Annotated in this window: 15 protein-coding genes, 1 pseudogene and 1 riboswitch; of the genes and pseudogenes, 5 read left to right on the top strand and 11 right to left on the bottom strand. The window is 39.2% G+C overall.

Features of this window, described 5'->3' with window-relative positions:
* Positions 1-32: 32 nt before the first annotated feature.
* On the top strand, positions 33-584 hold the full coding sequence (gene cudC / locus BJK46_RS07290) for a choline uptake/conversion transcriptional regulator CudC (protein WP_014612890.1): 552 nt from the start codon (positions 33-35) through the stop codon (positions 582-584).
* Between the two features lie 1035 nt (positions 585-1619).
* On the opposite strand, the gene BJK46_RS07295 is transcribed toward cudC, so the two are convergent.
* From BJK46_RS07295 to BJK46_RS07315, 5 genes and pseudogenes are all read right to left on the bottom strand, one after another.
* Positions 1620-3224, bottom strand: a complete 1605-nt coding sequence (locus BJK46_RS07295) for a BCCT family transporter (RefSeq protein WP_037544109.1) — start codon at positions 3222-3224, stop codon at positions 1620-1622.
* Between the two features lie 412 nt (positions 3225-3636).
* Entirely contained in the window at positions 3637-4959 is a 1323-nt protein-coding gene (locus tag BJK46_RS07300) for an Nramp family divalent metal transporter (RefSeq protein ID WP_096533416.1), read from the bottom strand.
* Between the two features lie 161 nt (positions 4960-5120).
* Positions 5121-7985: pseudogene (locus BJK46_RS07305) on the bottom strand (DEAD/DEAH box helicase).
* Positions 7986-7989: 4 nt separating this feature from the next.
* Complete coding sequence (locus BJK46_RS07310) at positions 7990-8382, bottom strand: (deoxy)nucleoside triphosphate pyrophosphohydrolase (RefSeq protein WP_014612885.1); 393 nt, start codon at positions 8380-8382, stop codon at positions 7990-7992.
* A 152-nt stretch (positions 8383-8534) separates the two neighbouring features.
* Positions 8535-9956, bottom strand: a complete 1422-nt coding sequence (locus tag BJK46_RS07315) for an alkaline phosphatase (RefSeq protein ID WP_103263622.1) — start codon at positions 9954-9956, stop codon at positions 8535-8537.
* A 447-nt stretch (positions 9957-10403) separates the two neighbouring features.
* Here BJK46_RS07315 and BJK46_RS07320 point away from each other — a divergent pair, with 447 nt between their 5' ends.
* On the top strand, positions 10404-11039 hold the full coding sequence (locus tag BJK46_RS07320) for a hypothetical protein (RefSeq protein ID WP_014612883.1): 636 nt from the start codon (positions 10404-10406) through the stop codon (positions 11037-11039).
* A 153-nt stretch (positions 11040-11192) separates the two neighbouring features.
* Here BJK46_RS07320 and lepB read toward each other — a convergent pair whose 3' ends face one another.
* Together lepB and BJK46_RS07330 are read right to left on the bottom strand one after the other, a co-directional pair.
* Positions 11193-11780, bottom strand: a complete 588-nt coding sequence (lepB, locus tag BJK46_RS07325; protein WP_037542191.1) for a signal peptidase I — start codon at positions 11778-11780, stop codon at positions 11193-11195.
* Positions 11781-11888: 108 nt separating this feature from the next.
* Positions 11889-12437, bottom strand: coding sequence for a helix-turn-helix domain-containing protein (locus BJK46_RS07330; protein WP_014612881.1), 549 nt, complete (start codon positions 12435-12437; stop codon positions 11889-11891).
* A gap of 108 nt (positions 12438-12545) precedes the next feature.
* On the opposite strand from BJK46_RS07330, the gene BJK46_RS07335 reads away from it, so the two are divergent.
* The gene (locus BJK46_RS07335; RefSeq protein ID WP_063278624.1) at positions 12546-13724 is read left to right on the top strand and encodes a CynX/NimT family MFS transporter; all 1179 of its coding nucleotides are present in this window, start codon (positions 12546-12548) and stop codon (positions 13722-13724) included.
* A 153-nt stretch (positions 13725-13877) separates the two neighbouring features.
* Here the strand turns inward: BJK46_RS07335 and BJK46_RS07340 are convergent, their stop codons facing one another.
* From BJK46_RS07340 to cls, 3 genes are all read right to left on the bottom strand, one after another.
* Positions 13878-14888: a HoxN/HupN/NixA family nickel/cobalt transporter gene (locus tag BJK46_RS07340; protein ID WP_014612879.1), complete on the bottom strand. Its 1011-nt coding sequence runs from the start codon at positions 14886-14888 to the stop codon at positions 13878-13880.
* A 712-nt stretch (positions 14889-15600) separates the two neighbouring features.
* Positions 15601-17337 (bottom strand): phosphomethylpyrimidine synthase ThiC, encoded by a 1737-nt coding sequence (thiC, locus tag BJK46_RS07345; protein WP_020219426.1) that lies wholly within the window; start codon positions 17335-17337, stop codon positions 15601-15603.
* 196 nt (positions 17338-17533) lie between these two features.
* Positions 17534-17637: riboswitch (TPP riboswitch) on the bottom strand.
* 468 nt (positions 17638-18105) lie between these two features.
* Positions 18106-19596 (bottom strand): cardiolipin synthase, encoded by a 1491-nt coding sequence (cls, locus tag BJK46_RS07350; RefSeq protein WP_014612876.1) that lies wholly within the window; start codon positions 19594-19596, stop codon positions 18106-18108.
* A 145-nt stretch (positions 19597-19741) separates the two neighbouring features.
* Here cls and BJK46_RS07355 point away from each other — a divergent pair, with 145 nt between their 5' ends.
* Both BJK46_RS07355 and BJK46_RS07360 read left to right on the top strand, forming a co-directional pair.
* The gene (locus tag BJK46_RS07355) at positions 19742-20584 is read left to right on the top strand and encodes an alpha/beta hydrolase (protein ID WP_103263623.1); all 843 of its coding nucleotides are present in this window, start codon (positions 19742-19744) and stop codon (positions 20582-20584) included.
* 195 nt (positions 20585-20779) lie between these two features.
* Positions 20780-21727: a nucleoside hydrolase gene (locus tag BJK46_RS07360; RefSeq protein WP_014612874.1), complete on the top strand. Its 948-nt coding sequence runs from the start codon at positions 20780-20782 to the stop codon at positions 21725-21727.
* Between the two features lie 113 nt (positions 21728-21840).
* On the opposite strand, the gene BJK46_RS07365 is transcribed toward BJK46_RS07360, so the two are convergent.
* Positions 21841-24837, bottom strand: coding sequence for a glycoside hydrolase family 2 TIM barrel-domain containing protein (locus tag BJK46_RS07365; protein WP_103263624.1), 2997 nt, complete (start codon positions 24835-24837; stop codon positions 21841-21843).
* Between the last annotated feature and the right edge of the window lie 22 nt (positions 24838-24859).

Here is a 24859-nt window from a genome sequence, read left to right on the forward strand (position 1 = left end):
AATGTTTTATGATGATAGGAGGTGTCGTCATTATGGCACGTGCAAAAACATATGAAGCCAAATTAGAAGAAGCGAAAGATATTGTCATTAATTCTATCGCTGAGACGATGGACCTTTATGGCATTAATCGTAGCGTTGGAAATTTGTATGGCATTATGCTTTTTAAAGAAAGTATGACACTCGATGAAATGCGCCAAGAGTTACAGATGAGTAAGCCGAGTATGAGCGCGGGTGTGAAAAAGTTGCAAGAGTTTGATATTGTGAAGCAACGCCTAACACGCGGCAGTCGTAAACAACATTTTGAGGCTGAGAAAGATTTCTTTGAGTTTTTCTGTAATTTTTTCACGCAAAAATGGAATCGTGAAATTTCGATTAATTTGGCTGCGTTGAAAGAGTCTGAGGCAATGATTGATGAGATTATTGCGGCAGATGCTGTGGCGGATGCGGTGAAAGAAGAGGCTGTTGAGATTAAGGCGCAGTTGGAAGATTCTCGTGTGTATTATTATTGGCTTGAGTCGATTACTGATGCGTTGAAGAGTGGGAAGATTTTTGAATATTTTCCGATTCCGGAGTCGAAGGAATGATGATAAGGGCTTTATGCGATGTGGTTTGAATGACATGCATAAAGCTTTTTTGTATAGAAAATATGCATTGGATAGCAATCTCAGACCGATTGCAGAATTTGCCCTCGCGTTCCCAGAGGCCTTGTCTCAACTAGCTAACGCTTGATTAAATGATACATAGGTGAAGCGCTAGCGGATTTTCGACTGCGGTTGATCCCTCGGGAGTCTCGGGCTTTCTTGCAATCTGGGGTGTGAGCAAGCTTTATTTTCTATCAGTACTTATAAACTTACATCACTTCGACTTTGGGAGATGGATAAAATACTCCTCTAAAACCTTTTCCTCTTCTTCTCGACCCGATTTGAGAGTGGGTATAGTGAGCATTCTGACTTGCATTTAAAAAGTGTTGTCTCTTCTTTATCGTGGTGCTATAATTTGATTATCAAAAAACACCTAGCAAGTTGGTTAAACTTGAGCTAGGTGCAAAAAATAGCAACATATTAGTGAGCTGGTAACTCAACGTATGTTAATCATTATAGCCTATGATGAGGTGCTCTCGTTATTGCCGTAACGGGAGCTTATTTTTTTGACTTTTTATACAGAACAATGGTCATGCATAAAGTACCTATCATCGTCAAAGATATTGGTATATAAATATCTAAATTGATTATGATTGTCATATGCTATCACCTCATATCATTATAAATTTCATAGGTGAGAATGATTGACATATGGCTAATAGGCTTCTATGTTTTATGCAATTGATGATACTCAGATTTCCCTCCCATTAAAAGTACTAAAATTTCACTTTGGCTGATGTATGATGCTTCTTTAAAAATCATTATAAAAATGCATATATGTTCACCTTACGAATTCATTCCTCTCTACTCATTCTCACAAAAAAGTTTTCAATTCACGACAGCCTAACAATTATTAGACCAATCCTGAATTATGAATAAGTTCCAAATAACAATGTTTATTGAAAATCATATAAAAATGGTGTAGAACATTAAGACCTCGACGTTGTGGTTTCTGTCCTACACCATTATTTTGTATCGTTATAAATTGTCGTCTTCTTCGTCTTCACCGACACGTAAAATTCTTAGTGAGCGACGTTCGATGCGCTTAAAGCGATCGGCACGGCTTTGTAAGGCAATGCGGTCTCCACCTAAAATCATCATAAAGGAAATCATGATGATGATAAAGATGACAATCAGTGGTACACCTGCAACGATAGAAGCAGTTTGTAAGATTTCTAATGCTTTTTCTCCACCGACTAACATGAGTGAAAACGGAAGTAAACAAAGCGCAAATGCCCAAAATAGACGATTTAGCTTAATAGGTTCCCCTTTAACGCGTGTTTGCGTAGCTGCCGCAACAATGTATGATGCTGAGTCAAATGTTGTGACTAAGAATAAGAACGCCGACAAGATGAACAGTCCGATAATGATTTTTGAGAATGGCAGTTGACTAATGACTTCGATGATTGTCGCTTCCGTACCGTGTGAATTTAAAAATTGGATGACATCGAATTGACCTGAGATTTGTAAATACACGGCGAAGTTACCAAAAATACCGAAGAATAGAACACATCCGAATGTCCCGTAAACAATCGTACCTAAAATGACTTCTTTCAATGTACGTCCTTTTGAAATACGCGCAATGAATAAACCGATAAATGGCGCGTAAACTATCCACCATGACCAATAGAATATCGTCCATTGTTGTGGGAAGTTCGTCTCTTCACGTCCTCCGATACCACCGAATGGTTCGAGCCATGTTGCCATTTGGAAAAAGTTTTTCAACATGTTCCCAAAGCCTGTCACTGTTGTTTCCATAATGAAAATAGTCGGACCAACGACAAAGATAAAGCCTAATAAAATAAATGATAACCAGACATTCAAGTCACTTAACACTTGAATCCCTTTTTTCAAACCTTGGTACGAACTATAGGCAAATACAATCGTGATACAAATTAACACAATACTTTTGACGACCATACTTGACCCGTCAAAGCCGAATAACTTTTCAAGACCTGCAGAAATCATCGGTACACCTAATGCGAGTGACGTCGCTGTACCGCCAATGAGTCCGAAAATGAATAAAATATCTACAATTTTACCTAATGCTTTATCTGTCTGCCCTTTTAAAATCGGACGACAAGCTTGGCTAATTTTGAAAACCGGTTGCTTTTTGACGAATACTAAATATGCGATCGGTAATGCTGGCAAAACGTAAATCGCCCATGCTATAGGTCCCCAATGAAACATCCCATACATTGTCGCATAGTTTAAAGCTTCCTCAGAAAAGGGTTTCGCACTGTGTGGTGGCGCTTGAAAATAATAAGCCCACTCAATGACACCCCAGTACAAAATATCTGAACCGATACCTGCGCAAAACAGCATCGAAGCCCACGCAAAGTCACTAAATTCTGGCTTGTCATTGGCACGACCTAAAGTGACCGAACCATATTTACCAAAAGCTATGTATAATACAAAACAAAAAATCGCAAGTCCCAATACGAGATAGATGGCACCCATTTTAGATGTAACGAACCCATTCATCGCGACGACGACTGCGCGACTTTGTTCAGGAAACACCATCATCGGTATGACGGCCATCAATAATACGATTGCCGTACCGATGAACACGACCCAATCCATCAATTTATTATTTTTATGCAATTTTAAGCACCCCTTATTCTTTTTAACTCCTTTTCTGTTGATTCTTGATGCTCAACGTCTTGATACAAGCAATAGGTTATCGAAAATTAAATTTTAATGCAAATTTCATACATTCAATTTAACTGTCCGTTTTGAATATATATAACTTTTCAACAACCAAAATATTGTGAAAACGCCTTTATAAAGTACATAAAGAATGTTAAAAATTTATTTAACGATTTGAATTTCGATTATTTATGCATAATTTACGAATATATATTTATTTATAGTGGGTGTGCGCCCTGAGAGCAAAAAGAAACATATTAAAACAATCTATTCGATTCATTTCCCATTTTTTAAAACAAAATTAAGGGCCTGAACAATGCATGTCCAAGCCCCCGACTTAACCGTATTAACCAAGTTCTCCAAAAGTCGCGTAAATAAGATAGATATTCAGAATTGTTAAGATAATCGCTAATGCCCACGCAATGAGATTGACCCAACGCGGATTGGTAAAGTCTTTGCCCATAATTTTAGGATTATTCGTCGCTATGACTAACGGAATGACGCTTAAAGGTAAGGCTAAACTTAAAAAGACTTGCGTAAAGATGAGTAGATTTTCGATTTTTTCAGTACTCGAACCGTATAACCATAAACAGAAAAAGACAGGAATCACCGCAATAATACGTGTCACAAGGCGTCGAAGCCATTGTGCCATTTTCAAATGAACGAAACCTTCCATAATAATTTGGCCTGATAACGTGCCAGTGATTGTGGCGTTTTGTCCTGAAGCTAATAACGCTACCGCAAACAATGTACTCATCACCGCACCACCAATTACAGTAGATACTTCCGAATGTGTCAGTGCATCATATAAATCATAAAAACCACCAAGTGCTTCACCGCTTCCAAAAAATAGTGTTGCCCCTAAAATTAATAATAAACAGTTAACGATAAATGCGAGTGACAATTGGACGTTCGAATCAATCGTCGCATAGCGAATGGCTTCTCGTTTTTCTTCATCTGATTGACGTTCATAATTTCGTGATTGGACGATAGATGAATGTAAGTATAAGTTATGTGGCATAATCGTCGCACCGATAATCCCTAATGCGATATATAGAGCACCCGGTTGTGTCACGACGGAAGCCTGTGGTAAAAATCCACTGAACACATCGCCCCATACAGGATCTGACAAATAAACTTCAAAGACGAAAATGATAAATACAGTTAACACTAATACCGTAACGAGTGCCTCAATTTTACGAAATCCGAGTTTAATAATGGCTAAAAGTAAAAAGACGTCTAATACTGTCACCGTCACACCGAGCCATAATGGAATATGAAAAAGTAAATTCAACGCAATCGCACTTCCGATAACCTCTGCAATATCCGTCGCCATAATCGCAAGTTCTGTGAAAAGCCATAACACGACTGCTACTTTTTTAGAAGTCATTGCACGTGTGACTTGTGCTAAATCCATCCCACTCGCGATACCTAAACGCGCACACATGCTTTGGAGTAACATCGCAGCTAAACTCGAAATTAAAATGACCGATAACAGGATATAGCCATATTGCGCACCACCTGCCATCGACGTCATCCAGTTTCCCGGATCCATATAACCCACCGCTACAAGGGCACCCGGTCCGAGAAAGAAAAACACTTTTTTCCATGACGGTGCATCACGATGATATGCGACCGTTCCATTAATCTCTTCTAAACTTTTTCTCATTTTACTCTACCTTTTCCTCTTCTATCTCTATCATTAAATGTCATATCTATCCATTAAATTAGGACCACCTAAATTAATATTGTTATTATATATGAATTGAGACAAAATTAAAAGCGACGCATATCGCAATCGCTTTTGAAAAATAGTATTTGAGTTGAGAGTTAGTGTTCGACGATATAACGGTAAATATCGTCTCGAACAGGCGTTTCTAAGTTAAAATGCATTGTGACAACAGGTTCTCCAGATTTCATCGTTGTTTCTTCCACGGTGCCTTCAATGACATGCACACGCCCTAAATAGTAGAAGTTTTTACCTTCTGCATCTTCTTTTTTCACAAATAGATATAACGGAATGTTGCGCGCTTGATGATGAACAATATCATCTACTTCTGAAGATTTAAGTGAACGATTGGAACGGGTATACCATTTAAATTCACTTTGACTTATAAATGTGTCGCCATACTGTGTAGATGTCGTAATATCTTCTTGTTTATGATAAGTGACAAAAATAGGTACCATATGATGCCTTACTTGATAACCATATATCGTACTCGACACATCTTTATCCCAATTCATTATTTTCACAAAGTCTTTACGGAAATACTTTTGATAGCGTATGAACTCATTTTAACCTTCAAATTTCATCTCATTGTTATATTGTCCAAGGCGAATGATGTCCTCAACATAACGTTGAAACCGTTCATTTTTGAGTTGGTGTTGAAAATGTGCGGCCAATTCAATGACATCACCTTGTCGATGAATGACTGGCGGACCGTACGACTTTTCAATATCGTTTTTAAAGTAGCTAAAATCCAAAATTTTCAAGGTCGTTTCAATATCTGCTACGGTCACTGCTGAATCAATCTGTTGCATGTGTTCTAATAATTCTGCTATTCTCGCATCGCCTTCGATCAAACGTTGCAAAATGAAATGTTCTGTGTTTTTTAATCCTGGTGCAACTTCTCTTGATAAAAATGTGAGATTTTTAAAAGCATCTGGCTCTAAAACTTCTGTTGTATAACCACGTTTTTCAAGAAACTCATGATAGTTTTTGTATTTCTCTAAAATAATCAATGGATCAATCGCATTCTGGTCATTAAAATCCATCAGTAAAGGTTGACGACCAATCCGACGCGCAACATTTTCATAGGCATCATCTAAAATTTTGACACTATTTAAAGTTGCTTTAGTCAATGACTCGAAAATTTGTTTTTTAGCGACTTCTTCAAAATTAATCGTAGAAACGCCATTTAACACAGCCGGATTTGTTAAAAATTGGCGATAGTTATCTTTGTGGTAACTTGGGTCTCCAGATAATGCAATCGGGATTAAGTAATTATTTTTATAGTTACCAATAAAATCTATCACTGTTACATACTCTTTATTACTACTTTTACGGAGACCTCGACCGAGTTGTTGAACAAAAATAATACTCGATGTCGTCGCTCTGAGCATGACAACTTGGTTCACTTCAGGGATGTCGATACCTTCATTAAATAAATCGACTGTAATAATATAATTCAGCTCACCTAAACGCAACTGTGCAATCACTTCAGCACGGCGTTGTTGCGCATCATCACCCGTAAGCGCCACTGATGGATAACCAAAAGCCGATAACTTTTCAGCTAACGCATGCGCTTCATTTTTACGACTTACGAAAATAAGCCCCTTCAGTTGATCACCAGAGTAACCGTAATATTCGGTACGTTCAATGATATGTTGAACACGGGCGTCTGAAGCAAGCTTTTGAAGTGAAATCGTATCGTCGCTAATGATACCGTCCACCTCATAATCCGTGACACCAAAATAATGGAATGGACATAAGATGTCATTTTCCAATGCTGCTTGCAAGCGAATTTCATAAGCTATGTTGTAATGAAACAGTTCATAAATATTTAGTGTATCATTACGTTCAGGTGTCGCTGTCATACCTAAAATGAACTCAGGTGTAAAATAATTAAACACGCGCCGATATGAAGCGGCAGCTACACGGTGCGCTTCATCAAATACGATGTAATCAAAATGTTCCCGTGAAAACTGTTCATAAATATCAGGTTTCGAAATCGTTTGAATCGTTGAAAATAAGTATTTTGCAGTTGTTTGCTTATCATTTCCAGTTAATAACCCAAATGCATCAGCAGGTTCATCTGCTAACACACGTCGATAATCTTCCATCGCTCTTCGCAAAATCCCTTCATTATGTACGACAAAAAGGAATTTTTCTGGTTGTACCTGTCTCACGTCAAGTGCAGACATGATTGTTTTTCCTGTACCTGTCGCTGAAATGATCAAGCTTCTACTTTCTCCTTGCTGTCTAATCATTTCCAGTTCTCTCAATGCTTCTTGTTGCATCATGTTCGGTATGATCGCTTGAGCAGATTGTAATTGTCGTTGTTTTTCAATTTGCGCTTGTTCTACTTCAAATATCGCTTGTCTCGTTTTCGGTTGGTACAATTTACGATAGCTTTCAATCCACGACGCTGTTAATGGCTCACTTGCTTCCCATAACTGTTCAAATTGATTTTTAACTTTATGTACGATATCACCATTGCGATGAGATGAAAACATAATATTATGTTCGTAATTTACTTTTAATGCATGAGACGTCAGATTAGAACTGCCAACAATCATCGACGTATAGTAATCATGATCAAAAATATAGCCTTTTGCATGAAAACCATTCACATTTGTGACTCGCACATCTACATTTTCTAACTTCATTAACTCTTCATACATTTTAGGTGAATTAAATGATAAATAGTTAGAAGTTAAAATGCGGCCCCTAACACCTTTCAGCTTCAATTCATAAAGATGTGTTTTCAAACTGGCTAAACCACTCTCAGTTACAAATGCGACAGAAATACTAAATGATTCACAGCGATACAACTCATCAATAATCGTCGCTAATACATTTTCTTGTGCATTATTAATGAGAAGTTTAGGCAAAAAGTGACCTTGTTTTTCAATAGAACGATCGATAAAACCTTTATGTAACGAATTTTTAAAATCATCAAGTAAATGGTCCATCTCGTTACGCCTCGTTTACTATGATATCTACTGCTGGAATATCAGCTGGCGCCCACTCCAAACGATACAAATCTTTGCTATCTAACCATTCAATCGCTCGGTGTTCAGTAAGTGTCGGCAAGGTGTCTTTCAATGTACAACGGTAAGTCGTTAACACGATGACAGCAAAATCATATTCATATTCAGTCGTTGTGACTTTGTCGCCCACTTCTAAATCACACTTCATTTCTTCACGAATTTCTCTCTTTAAAGCTTCAACGTCCGTTTCTCCTTGCTCAATTTTGCCGCCTGGAAATTCCCATAATAAAGGTAAACTCATACTTTCACTTCTTTGCGCGCATAGCACTTTATGTTGATCAAAGATAACAGCACCTACGACATGAATCGTTTTCTTCATCATGTATGCCCCTTCCTCAAGTTTCATTATATATATTATAAATGATCTCATAAAATGTTTGAATGTGCATTATTTACTGCAAAAATTAAAAAAAGACCAGGATAATGCAATGATATCCCAGTCTTTGTACCTTTATTTTTCCTTATTCACTTCTACTGCTTAACATCCCCAAAAAAGTTAAAAATGTTTTTCGCGTTGCCTGTATTATCGATATTACCCTGGAACTGATCAGCGCCAGGTCCAAATGCATAGGTGTTCACGTCTTCACCTGTATGACCGTTTGTTGTCCAACCTGTATTGGATTTTTTGTTAATCGGTGCTTGAATGGCGTCTTCCAGTTTTTGTTGTTGGGCTTCATAGTCGTCACTTTCTTCGTCTAACTTCTTCAATGCATCCGCTTCTTGTTGAATGGCGTTCAACTCTTTCTCACTCAAGTCAAATCCATATCCTGCTTGAATCGTTTCTTCTACACCTTTACCGTCAGCAATTTGCTCTGTCATCCATTTGCCAGAATGTTTCATTTGTTGAATCGGCTCTGGGTTCCATTCGTATGCACTGCCTTGTCCCATACTTAAACCACCTGTTGAATGGTCAGCAGTCGCAATAACGAGTGTATCCGGATGTGATTTGGCGTAATCAATCGCGTTCGCAAATGCTTTTTCGAACCCTTCCATTTCGGACATGACCCCTGTAATATCGTTCGCATGACCTTGTTTATCGATAGACGCTCCTTCCACCATTAAGAAGAAACCTTTATCATTTTTAGAAAGGCGCTCAAGTGCAGCGTTTTGCATGTCTAACAATTCAGGTTGGTCCTCTTCTGCATCAATCGCGAGCGGCATATTTTTATCCGCAAACAATCCTAGCAATTGCTCTTCACTCGCGTTCTCTAATTGTTGGCGATTAGTCACCACACCATAGCCATCATTTTTAAACTGGTCCGTGATGTTTCCATTTTCCTTGCCAAAATATTTCGCACCGCCACCTAAAATGACGTCGACTTTATGTTGGTTGTTAATACGTTGATCATAAAATTGATGGGCAATCTCATCTTTTTTATCACGGTCATCAACATTTGCAGTATAAGCAGCGGGTGTCGCATCTGTAATTTCAGCAGTTGAGACTAAACCGGTTGATTTGCCTAACTTTTTCGCACGTTCGAGTACAGTTTCTAAGTCATTTTGCTTTTTATCCACACCAATTGCGCCATTATACGTTTTATGGCCAGAACTAAATGCCGTTCCTGCCGCTGCAGAATCGGTAATGTTTTCTTTATCATCATCGGAATACGTTTGTTGTGTCCCTACTAAATAATCATCAAAAGCTGTGTTTTCCACTTCTTTTGTATCTGGATTATCCGCAAAGTAACGGTATGCTGTGTTGTACGCCGGTCCCATGCCGTCTCCCACTAAGAAAATCACATTTTTAGGATGGCTCGTGTCACCGTACATCGTCGCTTGTTGCTCAGGACCTTCACCTGCACTTGATGCGGATGCCACATGTCCCGCTCCTAATGTTGATGCAATCAGTGCACTCGCGATGGATAATTGTGCAAACTGCCTTTTAAATTTCATAATTGTCATAACCCCCATAGCAAATATTCAATACACTGCCATTGTAATGAAACAATTTAAATATGGTGTGAGGTTATGATTAAAAGTATGTAAAAAAAGGAAGAGCAGCACCTCTCTCCCTACCCAGCCCCCTGTATATAAAAACAAACCTAACATCACTATAAAAATCATCATAAAAGGAATGAGCCACTTAAAAAATTGAGAACGTAGGGATAGTGCGGTTAATTTTTATTTTTTTATAAATGACAATGATAAAAGTCAATGCTACATGCCAACTATTTCTTATTTTGTTATTATCATACTAACAATGATTTGAATTGCATTGGAAATAGATGAGAATGTTTATTTGGCATACAATTTTTTCGTTATATTTTGCCTTTTATAGTTGTTTCCAATTCTGCAACTACTTATAATGACAATATTAAAAGAAATAAAGGAGGTTATTTTTTGAAAAGCGACCTCACGTCTCGTAAACATAAACATGCTCATCCATCACATCAACAACGTCAGCCCAAGTATGAACCCTCTCCATCATCTAATCCGAAATGGCTCATTGCACTCATCATTTTACTGATTATCATTGTACTTGGTGGGATGATATATGGCGGTTACCGTTTGTCTCAAGTAAAGCTCCATTTGAACACTACAGACAATCAAGCGACAACCACTCAAAGCGAGCAAAATACAGCAACCGTTCACCTCGATGTACTGTCATACGACTTTAGCCAAGACTTCATGCATAGTGATCACATTGATGGTTATCAAGACTTTCATATCGGAGAGACGCGTAAAGATGTCGAGGCAACCCATGGCCCTCCAGAAAAAACTGTTGAAATTGATGGTCGTGACGCGGCATCATATGGCGACCTTGCTGTCAGTTATAATGCACAACACCAAGTCGAACATATTTATGTCACACCACATCAAGTCACAACAGCACAATTTATCGATGTTCATCAAGCGCCTAACATGACAGATGGCAATATATGGTATTACGATAGTCGCCAAGACAACCCCTATACCATCAAAGTATACACACAAAACGATCAAGTCATTGCCATCGAAAATATTCCGCAAATTTAATTGCTAATAAAGTGTCTAGGAACGCGCAACATCGTTCAGCCATCGGTGCAAATGTTAAAAACAAAGCAAAAAATCACGGTCACACTTCAAACAGCGAAGTATGGCCGTGATTTTTACATTACTTTAAATGCCGTCGTTTCACATGAAACATCCTTATGCTTCAACTTTTTCAAATGTCCCCGGATTAAACTGAAGTTTCGCACGTTCTAATGGCCAATATCTCACAAATGCTTTGCCTACAATACGCTTGTGTGGCACGAGTCCTACTGTATACGAACGACTATCGATACTGTTCATGCGATTGTCACCAAGAACGAGATAATGTCCCTGAGGTATCATTGTCCTTCCCTCTGAGCCCTCAATATCCGATACATCAAAGTTTTCGGTTAAAAATTCAGCTGCCTTTTCTTTTTTATTCACTTTTAAATAAGGTTCCTCTACCTTTTGACCATTAATATACAATTGATCATTTTCGTAAGCCACGCGATCACCAGGTAAACCTATAATGCGCTTGATAAAATCACGTTCCGCATCTTCATGGAACACAATCACATCCCCGTGAGTTAGCGTGTTGAGCTTTTTTGACAGTTGATTCACAATGACACGGTCACCTGTTTCAAATGTAGGGTGCATAGAGGCCCCATTGACCGTGTAAGGCGTGAAAATCAACCATTTAACAAAACCGACAATCACTAGGGCGATTACAATTACTATGATGATATCTTTTGTTTCCTTTCGCATTCTATGCCCCTTTCATGCACTCAACTCTATTCCTATGTTATTTAATTTTTCATAACTCTACAACACGAGGCAGTCTACCGGCACGCTTACCGCAGACTCCCTTCACTATTAATATTGAATGGTCGCCGTAATTCTAAGCTCTTCACTTGTTTGATTGCGATACGTATGCGCTGTATTAGCATTAAAACTGATGGCTTGGCCCGCTTCAATTTCATAATGTGTGTCTCCAACAGTGAGCGTTAAAGTACCCTCGTTCACAATAATGTATTCTTTCGCGCCTTCTTGATGTGCATCTGATTCAAGTATACTGTCCGCATCCATACGCATACAAAACATTTCAAACGCATGTGCCGCCTCATATGGAAAGTACGGAAAAACGACGACCGAGCGATTATCATTATAAATCGGCTGTATGTCTGAGCGGTCTATTTTTTGAATCGCTTCATTTTCTTCACTAATTAATGAGGTCAACGGAATACGTAACCCATTTGCGATTTTCCACAACGTATTGATACTTGGATTCGCTACCCCTTTTTCAATTTGACTAATCATTGTTTTACTAATACCGGTCAACTGTGCGATTTTATCTAAACTGAGACGATGTGCTTGACGGTAATATTGTAAGTTTTCTGCAACGACTGTGTTAATATTTTCCATTTTTGAGCACCTTCTATTTACAATATAGTGAACATCATGTACGATATACTGTGTTCTTTATATAGAACGTTTCGTCAATTATATCAAATATAGAGAGGAGTTGACACCTTGGAACAACAATCTAACCGTATTAACTGGTTACTTTTTATCGGTATTATGCTTATTGCCGCTAATTTAAGAGCACCTATTACTTCAGTAGGCGTGGTATTACCCGCGATTAAAGATACATTAAACTTATCCAACACAGCCGTCAGCTTTATTTCCATTATTCCTCTATTAGCTTTTGCGATTATTTCATCACTTGTCGCTAAAGTCAGTCACCGTTTCGGGATGGAGCGCTCACTCTTTGTCGCTTTATTATTGATTCTATTCGGTGTCATATTAAGAAGCATTACAGAGGTCAGTTTATTATATATTGGGACAATACTGATTGGTGTCGGGATTGCATTTGGGAATGTTCTTGCGCCCGGTATGATTAAATCCAAATTTCCGTATCGTATTGGCATTATGACAGGTTATTATACTGTTGTGATGAACATCTTTGGGGCACTCTCATCTTATGGTGCCGCACCGCTACTTAAACATTATAATTATAATGTTGCATTAGGCAGTATTGGCATTGTCGCGTTCATTGCTGTACTCTTATGGACGTTTCAATTACGTCATCATGCAGCACAAAAACAAGTCGACCTTTCAGAGGCTGTCAATGTATGGAAATCGCCACTCGCTTGGCAAATTACGCTACTCATGGGTGGACAGTCTCTTATTTTCTATTCACTGATTAACTGGCTACCAGAATTTTTATTATCGTATGATATTCCGGTCTCACGTGCAGGCCTTTATTTATCGCTATTACAAATTGCGATTATTCCATTAACTTTTGTTACACCGATTTATGCCGCACGACTTAAAAATCAAGTCTTACCTATCGCATTCACTGGCGTTCTCTTTACTGTAGCGATTTTAATATTAATGTTTGCGCCGCGTATGGCACTTGTTTCGCTCATTATCATCGGAATCGCACTCGGCATCGCTTTCGGTCTCGTGAACACATTGTTTAGTTTACGTACGGAAAGCGGTTTGACAGCAGCAAAATTAGCGGGTATGTCTCAAGCAGTGGGCTATTTATTCGCATGTATCGGACCCATGTTCTTTGGTATTTTACACGATTGGACTGGACAATGGATCGTGTCGCTATCAGTATTACTCGTGACAGGTCTTGCGATTATGACAATTGGATCAAGATCAGGACGAAACACAACTATTGAAAAGACATTAGAACCTTAACGCTTGATTTGACTTAGCATATTTTCAAGTTTCTCGAGTTGTTCTTACATTCTCATCACTTTTCATCCAATTTAAAAGACAGGCGTGGTTTGAATGATTTTTCAAACTGACGTCTGTCTTTCCGTTTGCTTAAAACGTTTTTTTATCATGAAATTAACCCCATCTTTCTTCAAAGCGGCCGACTTTCCACACGACCATCGCAATAATCCATGAAAGTATGAGCACGACGACTAATGCATAGCCGAGCCAACCGAAATCTAGTTGGGTCACCCAGCCGAGAAAACCATTTTTCCAATGCCACTTTTCACCCAGTAATTGCATGATTTCTACGCCACCGATTAGTAGTGCGGCAACGACTGAAATGGCTGTCATCGTAATGTTATAGAAGATTTTACGTGCAGGTTTGTCAAATGCCCAATGATACGCGTTTGTCATCAATACCCCATCCAATGTGTCTAACAAACTCATCCCCGCCGCAAACAATATAGGTAACGCGATAATCCCTAAAAACGGTACAGTATGTTGCGCTGCCCCCGCTGATAATGCGAGTAATGACACTTCACTCGCCGTATCAAAACCAAGTCCAAATAAGAAACCTAATGGGAAAATGTGCCAACTTTTTTGAATAAACTGGAAGAGTGGTCGAACAAAACGCATAACTAAGCCACGCGATTCGATGAGTTCATCCATTTGTGCGTCTGTAATATTTCTTTGACTTAATTGACGGAATAATTGAATCAGTTGCACTAAAATGACTAAGTTTAAAATACCAATTAACAATAAAAAGACACCTGAAACAATAGTACCGATTAATCCACCTGTCGTTTGAAAGCTTTCCATATGACGTTGTGCCCAAGTCACCGCAATACCTAGAGCAGCGGCCATTAAGAAAACAACGGAGGAATGCCCTAATGAAAAGTAAAAACCTACACCCATTGGATTTTGTTTTTGTTGGAGTAATTTGCGCACGGTATTATCAATCGCCGCAATGTGGTCCGCATCAAACGCATGACGCAATCCGAGTGTATAAGCAATCACCCCCATGCTCATTAATAACGGATATTGCGCGCCTCCAATCCACATTAATACAATACCGACAATATGTAATAAAATGACAATGCCGAGATAAGGATAGGCATGTTTGATATTTTTTGTGTTATTCATTTCATTTTCACCTATTTCTATTTTGAGATAATAAAATCATACAACTTTTTCCCATAATTTCAAATTTTTAGCTGTAATACATCTATAGAAAACATTTAGAGAATAATGATATTTTTTATATAACACAAAACTTGTATACCTACCAAACAAGCAAAAATAAAATGAATAGAGGCTGGGACATGATGTTTTCCCAGTCTCTGCTTCTATTTATGGATTGATATCCATTAATGGTGATTAAACCGTTGAAAAATAAGGGTGTATGTAAAAAATGATGCGATCGTTTTCTTGATTTCATCAACTTGCAAGCAGTTGCGCAGTATTTGAAATATGATTGCCCAGAAGGCTGAGACTCCTGAGGGGAAGCGTGCATACTGCTAGCAGTCACTTCTTTACTTTAAAAGTGGCTACAGTTTAACGCAGTAGCTGTCTGACTTCTCAATGCGCATGCTTTTGAGAAGTCGAGTCAACCTTGCGGGGGCAGTACGACGAAAGCTTTGTTACACATGAGGTTTCTGTACTGCTCCCAAAATCCAATTCGGCTTCAAACAAGTGTTGACTTCAATCAAGCCGAATTGAGTTGGAGGGCCAGCCCCTAGGAAAGGGAAGCCATGATGGCAATCAAAAACCGAAAATCGTAGGGAGGGTAAGTTTAACAAAATATTGCATCAATCGCATCAAAAATTTTTATATCCCACCCTCTTCCTTATTTCGATTAATGGTAAATCTTACTTCCTTGTGCTTTAAATTCTTCAGCCATTTCTTGCATCCCTGCTAATTTTTCTTTATGCGCATCACGGATATTGTGAGAAATACGCATTGAACAGAATTTCGGTCCACACATACTACAGAAATGCGCCACTTTAGCTGATTCTGCCGGCAATGTTTCATCATGAAAAGCACGTGCGCGTTCAGGATCAAGCGATAAGTTAAACTGATCTATCCATCTAAATTCAAAGCGGGCTTTACTAATCGCATCATCTCGATCTGTCGCACCCGGTAACCCTTTAGCGATATCAGCGGCATGTGCGGCGATTTTGTACGTCACGACGCCATCACGCACGTCCTCTTTATTCGGTAAGCCGAGATGCTCTTTAGGTGTCACATAACATAACATCGCTGTCCCATGACTCGCGATTTGAGCTGCACCAATCGCTGATGTGATGTGGTCATATGCCGGTGCAATATCGGTTGTTAGCGGTCCGAGTGTATAAAATGGCGCTTCTTTACAATAAAAGTCTGCCAACTCTTGGTTTTCTTTAATTTTATGCATCGGTACATGCCCAGGTCCTTCTATCATCACTTGGACATCGTGTTCCCAAGCAATATCGGTCAATTCACCTAACGTTTTCAGTTCAGCAATTTGACTTTCATCATTTGCATCATAAATCGAACCCGGACGTAAACCATCACCTAATGACACCGCAATATCATAACGGTTCAATATTTGACAAATTTCATCAAAATGCGTGTATAAAAAGCTTTCTTCGTGATGGGCCAAACACCATTGCGCCATAATTGAGCCACCACGAGACACGATGCCTGTTAAACGATCCACTGTTAATGGCACATAGCGTAATAAGACACCTGCATGAATCGTAAAGTAATCCACACCTTGTTCAGCTTGTTCAATTAAAGTATCTCGATATATTTCCCAGGTTAAGTCTTCCGCGATACCGTTCACTTTTTCCAACGCTTGATAAATCGGCACCGTACCAACTGGAACTGGCGAGTTACGGATTAAATACTCTCGTGTCGCATGAATGTTTTTTCCTGTCGATAAGTCCATCATCGTATCAGCCCCCCAATGAATCGCCCAGACTAACTTTTCAATTTCTGCTTCAATAGAGGACGATACAGCAGAGTTACCGATATTTGCATTAATCTTCACTTGAAAGTTTTTACCGATAATCATGGGTTCTGATTCAGGATGATTGATGTTGTTCGGAATAATCGCGCGCCCTCTCGCAATCTCATCTTTGACAAATTCTGGACTGACATTTTCACGTGCTGCAACGAACTTCATTTCTTTAGTGATGATACCTTGTTTCGCATAATACATTTGTGTCACGCGTTTCCCCTCTTGTGCACGTCTCGGTTGATATTTGAATGGATGTTCAACAATATTTTTATGCGTTGCTGAATGGTAACCATTGTCGATTGATTGCACACGACGGCCTTCATAATGTTCGACATCTTGACGGTCTTCAATCCAATTTGTGCGCAGTGCCGGAATGCCTTTCGTAACATCGACTTCATATGTGTCATCATGATAAGGCCCCGCTGTATCATAGACGATGAAAGGTTCATTTTCCGTTGTCCCTTGTTCAGTTACTGTTTCAGACAATGCGATTTGGCGAAATGGGACTTGAATATCCGCATCTTCACCTTGCTTAAAAATACGTTGACTTGCTGGAAAGTTTTTCTTTAATTCAATTTGTTCTTGTTTCATTCCATTAACCCCCTCTGACTTCACTAAGAGGCATTAACAACACTGAAAATAATAGGCAAAATAAAAACGCACTCAGAATAATTCTAAAGTGCGTACGAAAACGAACGAATCTATTAAAATGCGTCAAAAGTGAGCCCAAATCATGTATGTTGCATCACAACACGATTTCGCCTGACAAATGCGCACCAGTCAGTCATGAAGGTTTCGTTTGCTTCCCTACGCTAGTATGATCTAGATCAGGTTCAAAGGGTTGAGGCGTTCACCTCTTTCAGCGCATTAATGGCACCCCTAGCAAGTTCAATTTTTAGTTTTACAACAGTATCGTATCACTAAAAATGTAAAATGACAATTACTATCATAAAATTGATTGAATTATTTTATTTTTGTCATTTGATTATCAAATTAAGTAGAATATAGTTTTCTATATATTGCTTTTATATACTTCTTCAATATAAACAAAAAGTTGATCAATGTGTTATCTAAATAACCACCAAACGATACCTTGCATATAAGAAATATACACATCCATCAAATTTGACGTAAAATATTCTGACATCCATAAAAATTCGGCTATTTGTTTCTTGGCTGTATTTAACGCATGATTGGCATCTGGGTGAGACTCCCGAGGGATCAGATGGCCCGGAAAATCCACCAACGCTTCGTCTCATGTAACTGTATAAACAAAGCGTTGGTTAGTTGAAGGGTCAGCCCCTGGGAACGCGAACCTTTGATGACAATCGTAATATCAAGTTCAAATACAGAAAAAGTTTATAAAATCGGGGACAGTAGTTTTGCGATAGACTGCTTGAATTTCACCCAATTTGAGCGGGCCGCATAACGTTCTGGTGTCAATTTTTTCGACACTTTCAAATCTTCTTTAAACGCTGCTATTAATGTTTGCGCAATCTCTTCGTTATACATAATCGCATTGACTTCAAAGTTCAGTTTAAAGCTTCGTTCGTCCATATTCGCTGAACCGACCGATGCGACTTCACCATCAATGACCATCATTTTAGAGTGAATAAAGCCGTTTTCATACGTGTACACATTGACGCCATCCTTCATCAGTTGCGCGACTGTCGTTAACGTCGCCCAGTGCACAAACGGTTGATCTGGCTTATTAGGGACGATCAGATGAATGTCAACGCCTGCTTTGGCGGCAATACGTAAGGCATTCACATAACCAATGTCTGGCACAAAATAAGGTGAATGCATGTAAATGGTGGACTTCGCATTCATAATCATTTTCAAATATGCAAATTCAAGTTGCGGCCACTCTCTGTCTGGTCCGCTTAAACCAAGTTGCAATGCGACGTTTCCATCTTTACGTGCATTTTTAGGGAAGTATCGAGATATGTATTTCAATTGTTCGTCTTCATCTACTTGTGAGTTCCAATCATGAATAAAACTCAATTGTAATGCGTCTACCCCGTCCCCTTGAATGCGCAAATGTGTATCACGCCAGTAACCCATTTTCTTGTCTAAACCGAGGTATTCATCTCCAATATTAAAACCACCGACATACCCAATATCGCCATCAATGACAACATTTTTACGGTGGTTCCGATTGTTCACACGGAAATTGATAAATGGAATGATTTTTGCATGGAAAAAGGCTTCCACTTCAACACCCGCATCAACCAAACCTTTTAATTTTGACTTTCTCAGTTGTTTAGAACCGACCGCATCATACAACAACTTCACTTCGAGGCCTTCCCGAGCTTTGTCTTTCAATATTTGAAGTATCTCAGTACCTAACCCATCCATATTTAAAATATAAAACTCCATATGAATGTATTGTTGCGCATCTTTCAAGTCTTGTTTCATTCGATTAAATAATTCATGGCCATCTGTAAAAATGGAGACATGATTGTTTTCACTTAAAAAGCTTGCTTCTCGTGTTAACATCATTTCAACCAAATCAGATTGCTTCTCTACTACAGGATTATCTGTACTAAATTGTTTATTTTTAAAGTTTTCTTTTTGGTCTTTAACACGTGTCCTTGCATCTTCTACCTCTTTACTTTCATCATAACGTGTTTGTTTCAATTTGACCGCCCGACCAAAGAAGAGATACAACAAGAAGCCAAATGTCGGCATAATAAAAAGTAACAGTAACCATGCCCATGTCGATGTCGCATCCCGACGATCTCTTTCCATAAAAATAATGACGAACGCGAGCACAATATTCATAAGAAAAACGACGCCTAAAAAGATGCGATAAATCGTATTCACAGCAGGATCAAATATGAGTTGCATCGCGAAAACCTCCTTTACACTGATTTCAATCATATATTTTATCAATCACATTCATCAATATATCACTTTTGAATTTATCTTCATATTCTTTCACGTTATTGTTATTTTAGTATACACTGAAGTAAATCAATAAGGAGGTTTTACAATGAATTATATCAAATATATTTCTTCGCATGACGGCACGCAGCTTTATACGAAAATCAATACCGCTGACGAATTATTCTCTTTTGGAGATGAAACAATTAATGTGATTATTGTACATGGTTTAGCTGAACATCTTGATCGTTACGATGAATTAACTGATTATTTGGTCAATTATGATTACAATGTCATTCGTTACGACCAACGCGGTCATGGGCGTTCTGAAGGACCAAGAGCTTATTATGACAATCAAGACCAAATCATTGAAGATTTAACAGCCGTAGTAGACTATGTGAAAGCTCATTTTGAAGGTAAAGTGTTCTTAATCGGTCATAGTATGGGCGGTTTCGCTGTCTCTATGTTTGGTACACGTTTCCCGGGTCGTGTCGATGGCATTATTACTTCTGGTGCAGTGACACGCGACAATAACCAATTATTTGAAGAAGCATACGGTGAACGTCAAATTCCAGCCGGTACTTATTTTCCAAATGACATGAGCGACGGTCTATGTTCAGATCCACGTGTCGTTGAAAATTATCAACGTGACGACCTCGTATTAAAAGAAGTGTCGATGGGCTTAACTTATGCGATTATCGATGGTGTCATTGAATTAAAATCTAGACCCAATGACTTTGTAGACGATGTACTCATTATGCACGGCACAGCAGATGGCCTCGTCAACCCCCAAGATGCTTTACAATTTTATAGTGAAATCGCGTCAGAACATAAATCATTACGCCTATACGACGATTTAGAACATGAGCTTTTCAATGAATCACATTACAATAACGTTATTTTTGAAGATGTCGCAAGCTGGATTACAGAAATGGTCGCACGTAAAAATTAACTTTAAAGGTTATATCACTTGAAGATGGTTGACGGAGTAGCATCGAATACATCATGCCATTCTACGCAATCATCTTTTTTCTTCTTAAATTTTCGACATCTCAATTACTATATAGACTTGCGGATGTATACGAGACACTGTACATTTTAGACAGAGCGTGTGAGACGACTCAATTTTAATTTGAAGGAGAACAACATGAAACCAGTTTATTTCAATCATGATGGTGGTGTAGATGATTTAATTTCGTTATTTTTACTTTTACATATGGATGATGTGCAACTTATCGGTGTGAGCGCTATTGGGGCAGACAGTTATGTTGAGCCTGCTGAAAGTGCTTCACGAAAAATCATTAACCGCTTCTCAAAATATCCGCTAGATGTGGCAGCGTCGGAAGAGCGAGGTAAAAATCCGTTTCCGAAAGATTGGCGTATGCATGCCTTTTTCATGGATGCACTACCAATTTTAAATGAACGTGTGCCGGTACAATCTCGTTTGAGAGACATTCATGCTTATGAAGATATCATTGAGCGTATCGAAAATGCCCATCAACCTGTAACTTTATTATTTACAGGACCTTTAACGGACTTAGCGAAAGCGTTAGAAGTTGCGCCACACATTACGCAAAAAATCGAACGCCTCGTGTGGATGGGCGGTACATTTTTAGAACGTGGTAATGTCGAAGAACCTGAACATGATGGTACAGCGGAGTGGAATGCATTTTGGGATCCTGAAGCTGTGGAAACTGTGTTCAACAGTGACATCGCGATTGATATGGTCGCATTGGAAAGTACGAATCAAGTCCCATTAACATTAGATGTCCGTCAAATGTGGGCAGATGAACGTCATTATCCAGGCGTGGACTTTTTAGGTGTGAGTTACGCTGCAGTTCCACCACTGACACATTTCCAAACGAACTCCACTTACTTTTTATGGGATGTATTGACGACAGCTTATATCGGTAAACCTGAACTCGTTAAAAAGGAAAAAGTGAAGGCGTCTGTTGATACGAAAGGACCGAGTCAAGGCCGCACATACCTTGATGAAGTACATGGTCGTGAAATTCAAGTGATTAATCATGTCGAACGTGATGACTTTTTCCGATACATTACGGATTTAGCGAAAAAAGTCGGCACGGATTTATAAGTCACTTTTAATAAAAAGAGGCTATGGATTTCTGATATGCTCCCTCCAAAGTTTTCATTTTTTCAATGTCCACTTCGGAGGGAGCATATCAGAATGTCCCCGCCTCTTCTTTTTTATTCTGTTATTGAAGTTTGTTCATAAAATTTGAGTTTAAAGTCAAAGTGATAATGTTCTTGTAGTAATCGGTACTGCTCGGGTAATTCCGGTCCACAACTATTCGTGCCGATACCGCTCTGTGCTGTATCTATATGCAAATAACTCACGCCTGTTTCTTCTAATTCATCATCATGATTTGCTTCGGTCAACATCGCATCGGAATATGGTTTAGCATTCATACTGAGTGGCGTCTCTGACCAAACGGCACATGTATAGTTCCCATCATGTAGCCCTACATAAGTGGTATCGATATGCGCGCCGACCTCTTGAGGGAAAATAGGATGTTCATATTGATCACGAACAGTCGTATTGAACACAGATAAATAACTCGCTTCTTGCTTATCTTGATAGCTTTCGTATGGACCTTGTCCGTAATACGTCAGTGCTTGGAAGCGGTCCGGCAAGCCGAATGTTACACCTAATCTTGGTAAGCTCGGCATGCGCACGTCTTTCTTTAATTGATGTGCCACATGAATCGTACCGTCTTCGGATATCGTCCATGTCACTATCCCTTCAACTAAACGCGGACGTGAGTCTTCCACCATGCTCATATCAAATGTGATAATCACATGGTCCTCTTGTTGTTGCACATGCGTATGGTACACTTTCGGATAAGCTGTATCATACTTCGCTGTACGCCAACCTTGTTGAATTTGAATATCATTGTCTGTCGGCGCACGCCAAATGTTCAACTGGCTACCTTCTGATAGTAACATTGTCTGTTGATGAGACACTTGTTGTAAGTTTGCTGTATGCTTATCCAATATATAGCACCATCTCCCGCGCTTCACTTGAATAGTCGTTTCCGTCTCATTCAAATACAATGGGATTTCCGTTGTCTCCGGTACAAAATGTGTACTTTCGATACGCTGAAAGACGACTTGATCATGACCTATACGTTCTCCCGGAGTCAATAAAGGATGACCTGCCTTTAAAATATATTGGATCGTACATGTGCTCAAGTCCTTTATGTCAAGATGAACATATGGCGCAATATCCAACTCACCTTGCGCATGTGGTTCAATATAAGGGGCATCCACTGTAAATGTTGCTGTCTCACCTGTAATCGTTGTCACGATTATTTGAAGTGTTACATAGTCATGAATATTCGTAAAGTCCAATTTGTTTTTAAACGTTAAACGCGTGCCTTCACGTGCAATGAAAACGAGCGGACGATGCACTTGTTGAAATTCGTAATAACCTGCATGTGGGGTGCGTTGAGGACTCACAATACCATCTACACAAAAATGGCCGTCATGCACCTTTTCACCAAAGTCGCCACCGTAACGATACATCGGACGCCCCTCTTTCACCCCTACTTGTATCGCATGGTCACACCATTCCCACACGAAAGCACCAATAAAGCTATCATAACGTTCCATCAACTCATGGTACGCCTTTAACCCACCTGGAGAATTCCCCATCGCATGTGCATATTCACATAAAACAAACGGCTTATCCAAGTTCGGTTTCGTTAAATAACGCGTTTCAATTTCTTCAGGTGACGGATACATGCGTGAAATCATATCTAAATTTGAACGATCATGATGTGACTCGGCATAATGGGCCCCTTCATAATGGAGTAGGCGAGATGCATCCAACGCTTTCGCATGTGCGAGACCACGTTCCATATTACAACCATAGCCAGATTCATTCCCCATTGACCACGAAATAATCGAACTAAAATTTTTAAACGGGACTATCGATGCATCAATACGATCAACAACAGCTTGTTCATAGCGGGGATCATCCATGATTAGGTTGAAGTCATCTAAATTTTCATCGCCATACAAAAGCACCACGCCATGTGTTTCTAAATCCGCTTCACTCATCACATAAAAGCCATATTGATCGGTTAATTCATAAAAGCGAGGACTTTTCGGATAATGTGCCGTACGAATCGCATTGAAATTCGCTTTTTTCATGAGTGTTAAATCTTTGATGAGCTGTTCTTCCGTCACCGTATACCCCGTTTGTGGGTGGCTATCGTGATAATTGACCCCGCGCAGTTTCACAGCTTGTCCATTCATCCAAAGTTGTTGTTGCGCAATCTTCACTTCTCGAATACCGACGCGTTGTACGAAATATTCACCATTCGCTTCAATGATCAGCGTATACAAATCAGGATGTTCAGCACTCCATAATCGCGGTTCCGTCACAGAGATGCGCGTCATCCTCTCATTCAGCGTCCCTTCAGTTATGCTATGTTGGTCCGGATTCAGTAATTGATAATGAAGCGTCACACCTTCTGCAACATCTTGTACAGTGACATCGATATAACCGACACTGTCACCGATCGCCGTATGAATTTGGTAATCATTCAACCGTTCACGCTGACGCGCAACAATATACACATCACGAAAAATGCCTGAATGACGGAACATATCTTGGTCTTCAAAATACGTCGCATCAGAATATTTCAATACGAGCACTGCAATATGGTTATCACCTTCCGTCACCCGTTCAGTAATATCAAACTGAGAAAGTGCGTGCGAAATTTGTGCATAACCGACAAACTCTCCATTCACCCAAATATAATGCGCACCACTCACACCTTCAAATGTTAAATGATAATCCAAACCCTCTTGATAATTTTTAATCGTAAAAATCTTTTCATAATAACCACACGATGTATTATCTGGCACATGGGGTAAATCAAATGGAATCGGAAACTGCACATTACAATATTGTAGTTGGTCATAACCTTGTAAATTCCAAACACTAGGCACCGTGATGATACCCTTTTGCGCATATGATGAACGCTGACGAAAGTGATCGAGTGATGCAAAATATTGAAAATCCCATTCCCCATTCAGTGACGTCACACGATGCATGTGGTGACGCTCAGGATTCGTTTGATATTCCTCTATACTTGTGTAAGGGAGCTTGTATGCTGTTCGGGGTAACATGTTCACATGTTGTATGTTGACATTCGTATGAAAATTAAATTCCATAAAAAAGAACCTCCTCATAGAT

The organism is Staphylococcus pseudintermedius (assembly GCF_001792775.2).
Classification (GTDB): Bacteria; Bacillota; Bacilli; order Staphylococcales; family Staphylococcaceae; genus Staphylococcus; species Staphylococcus pseudintermedius.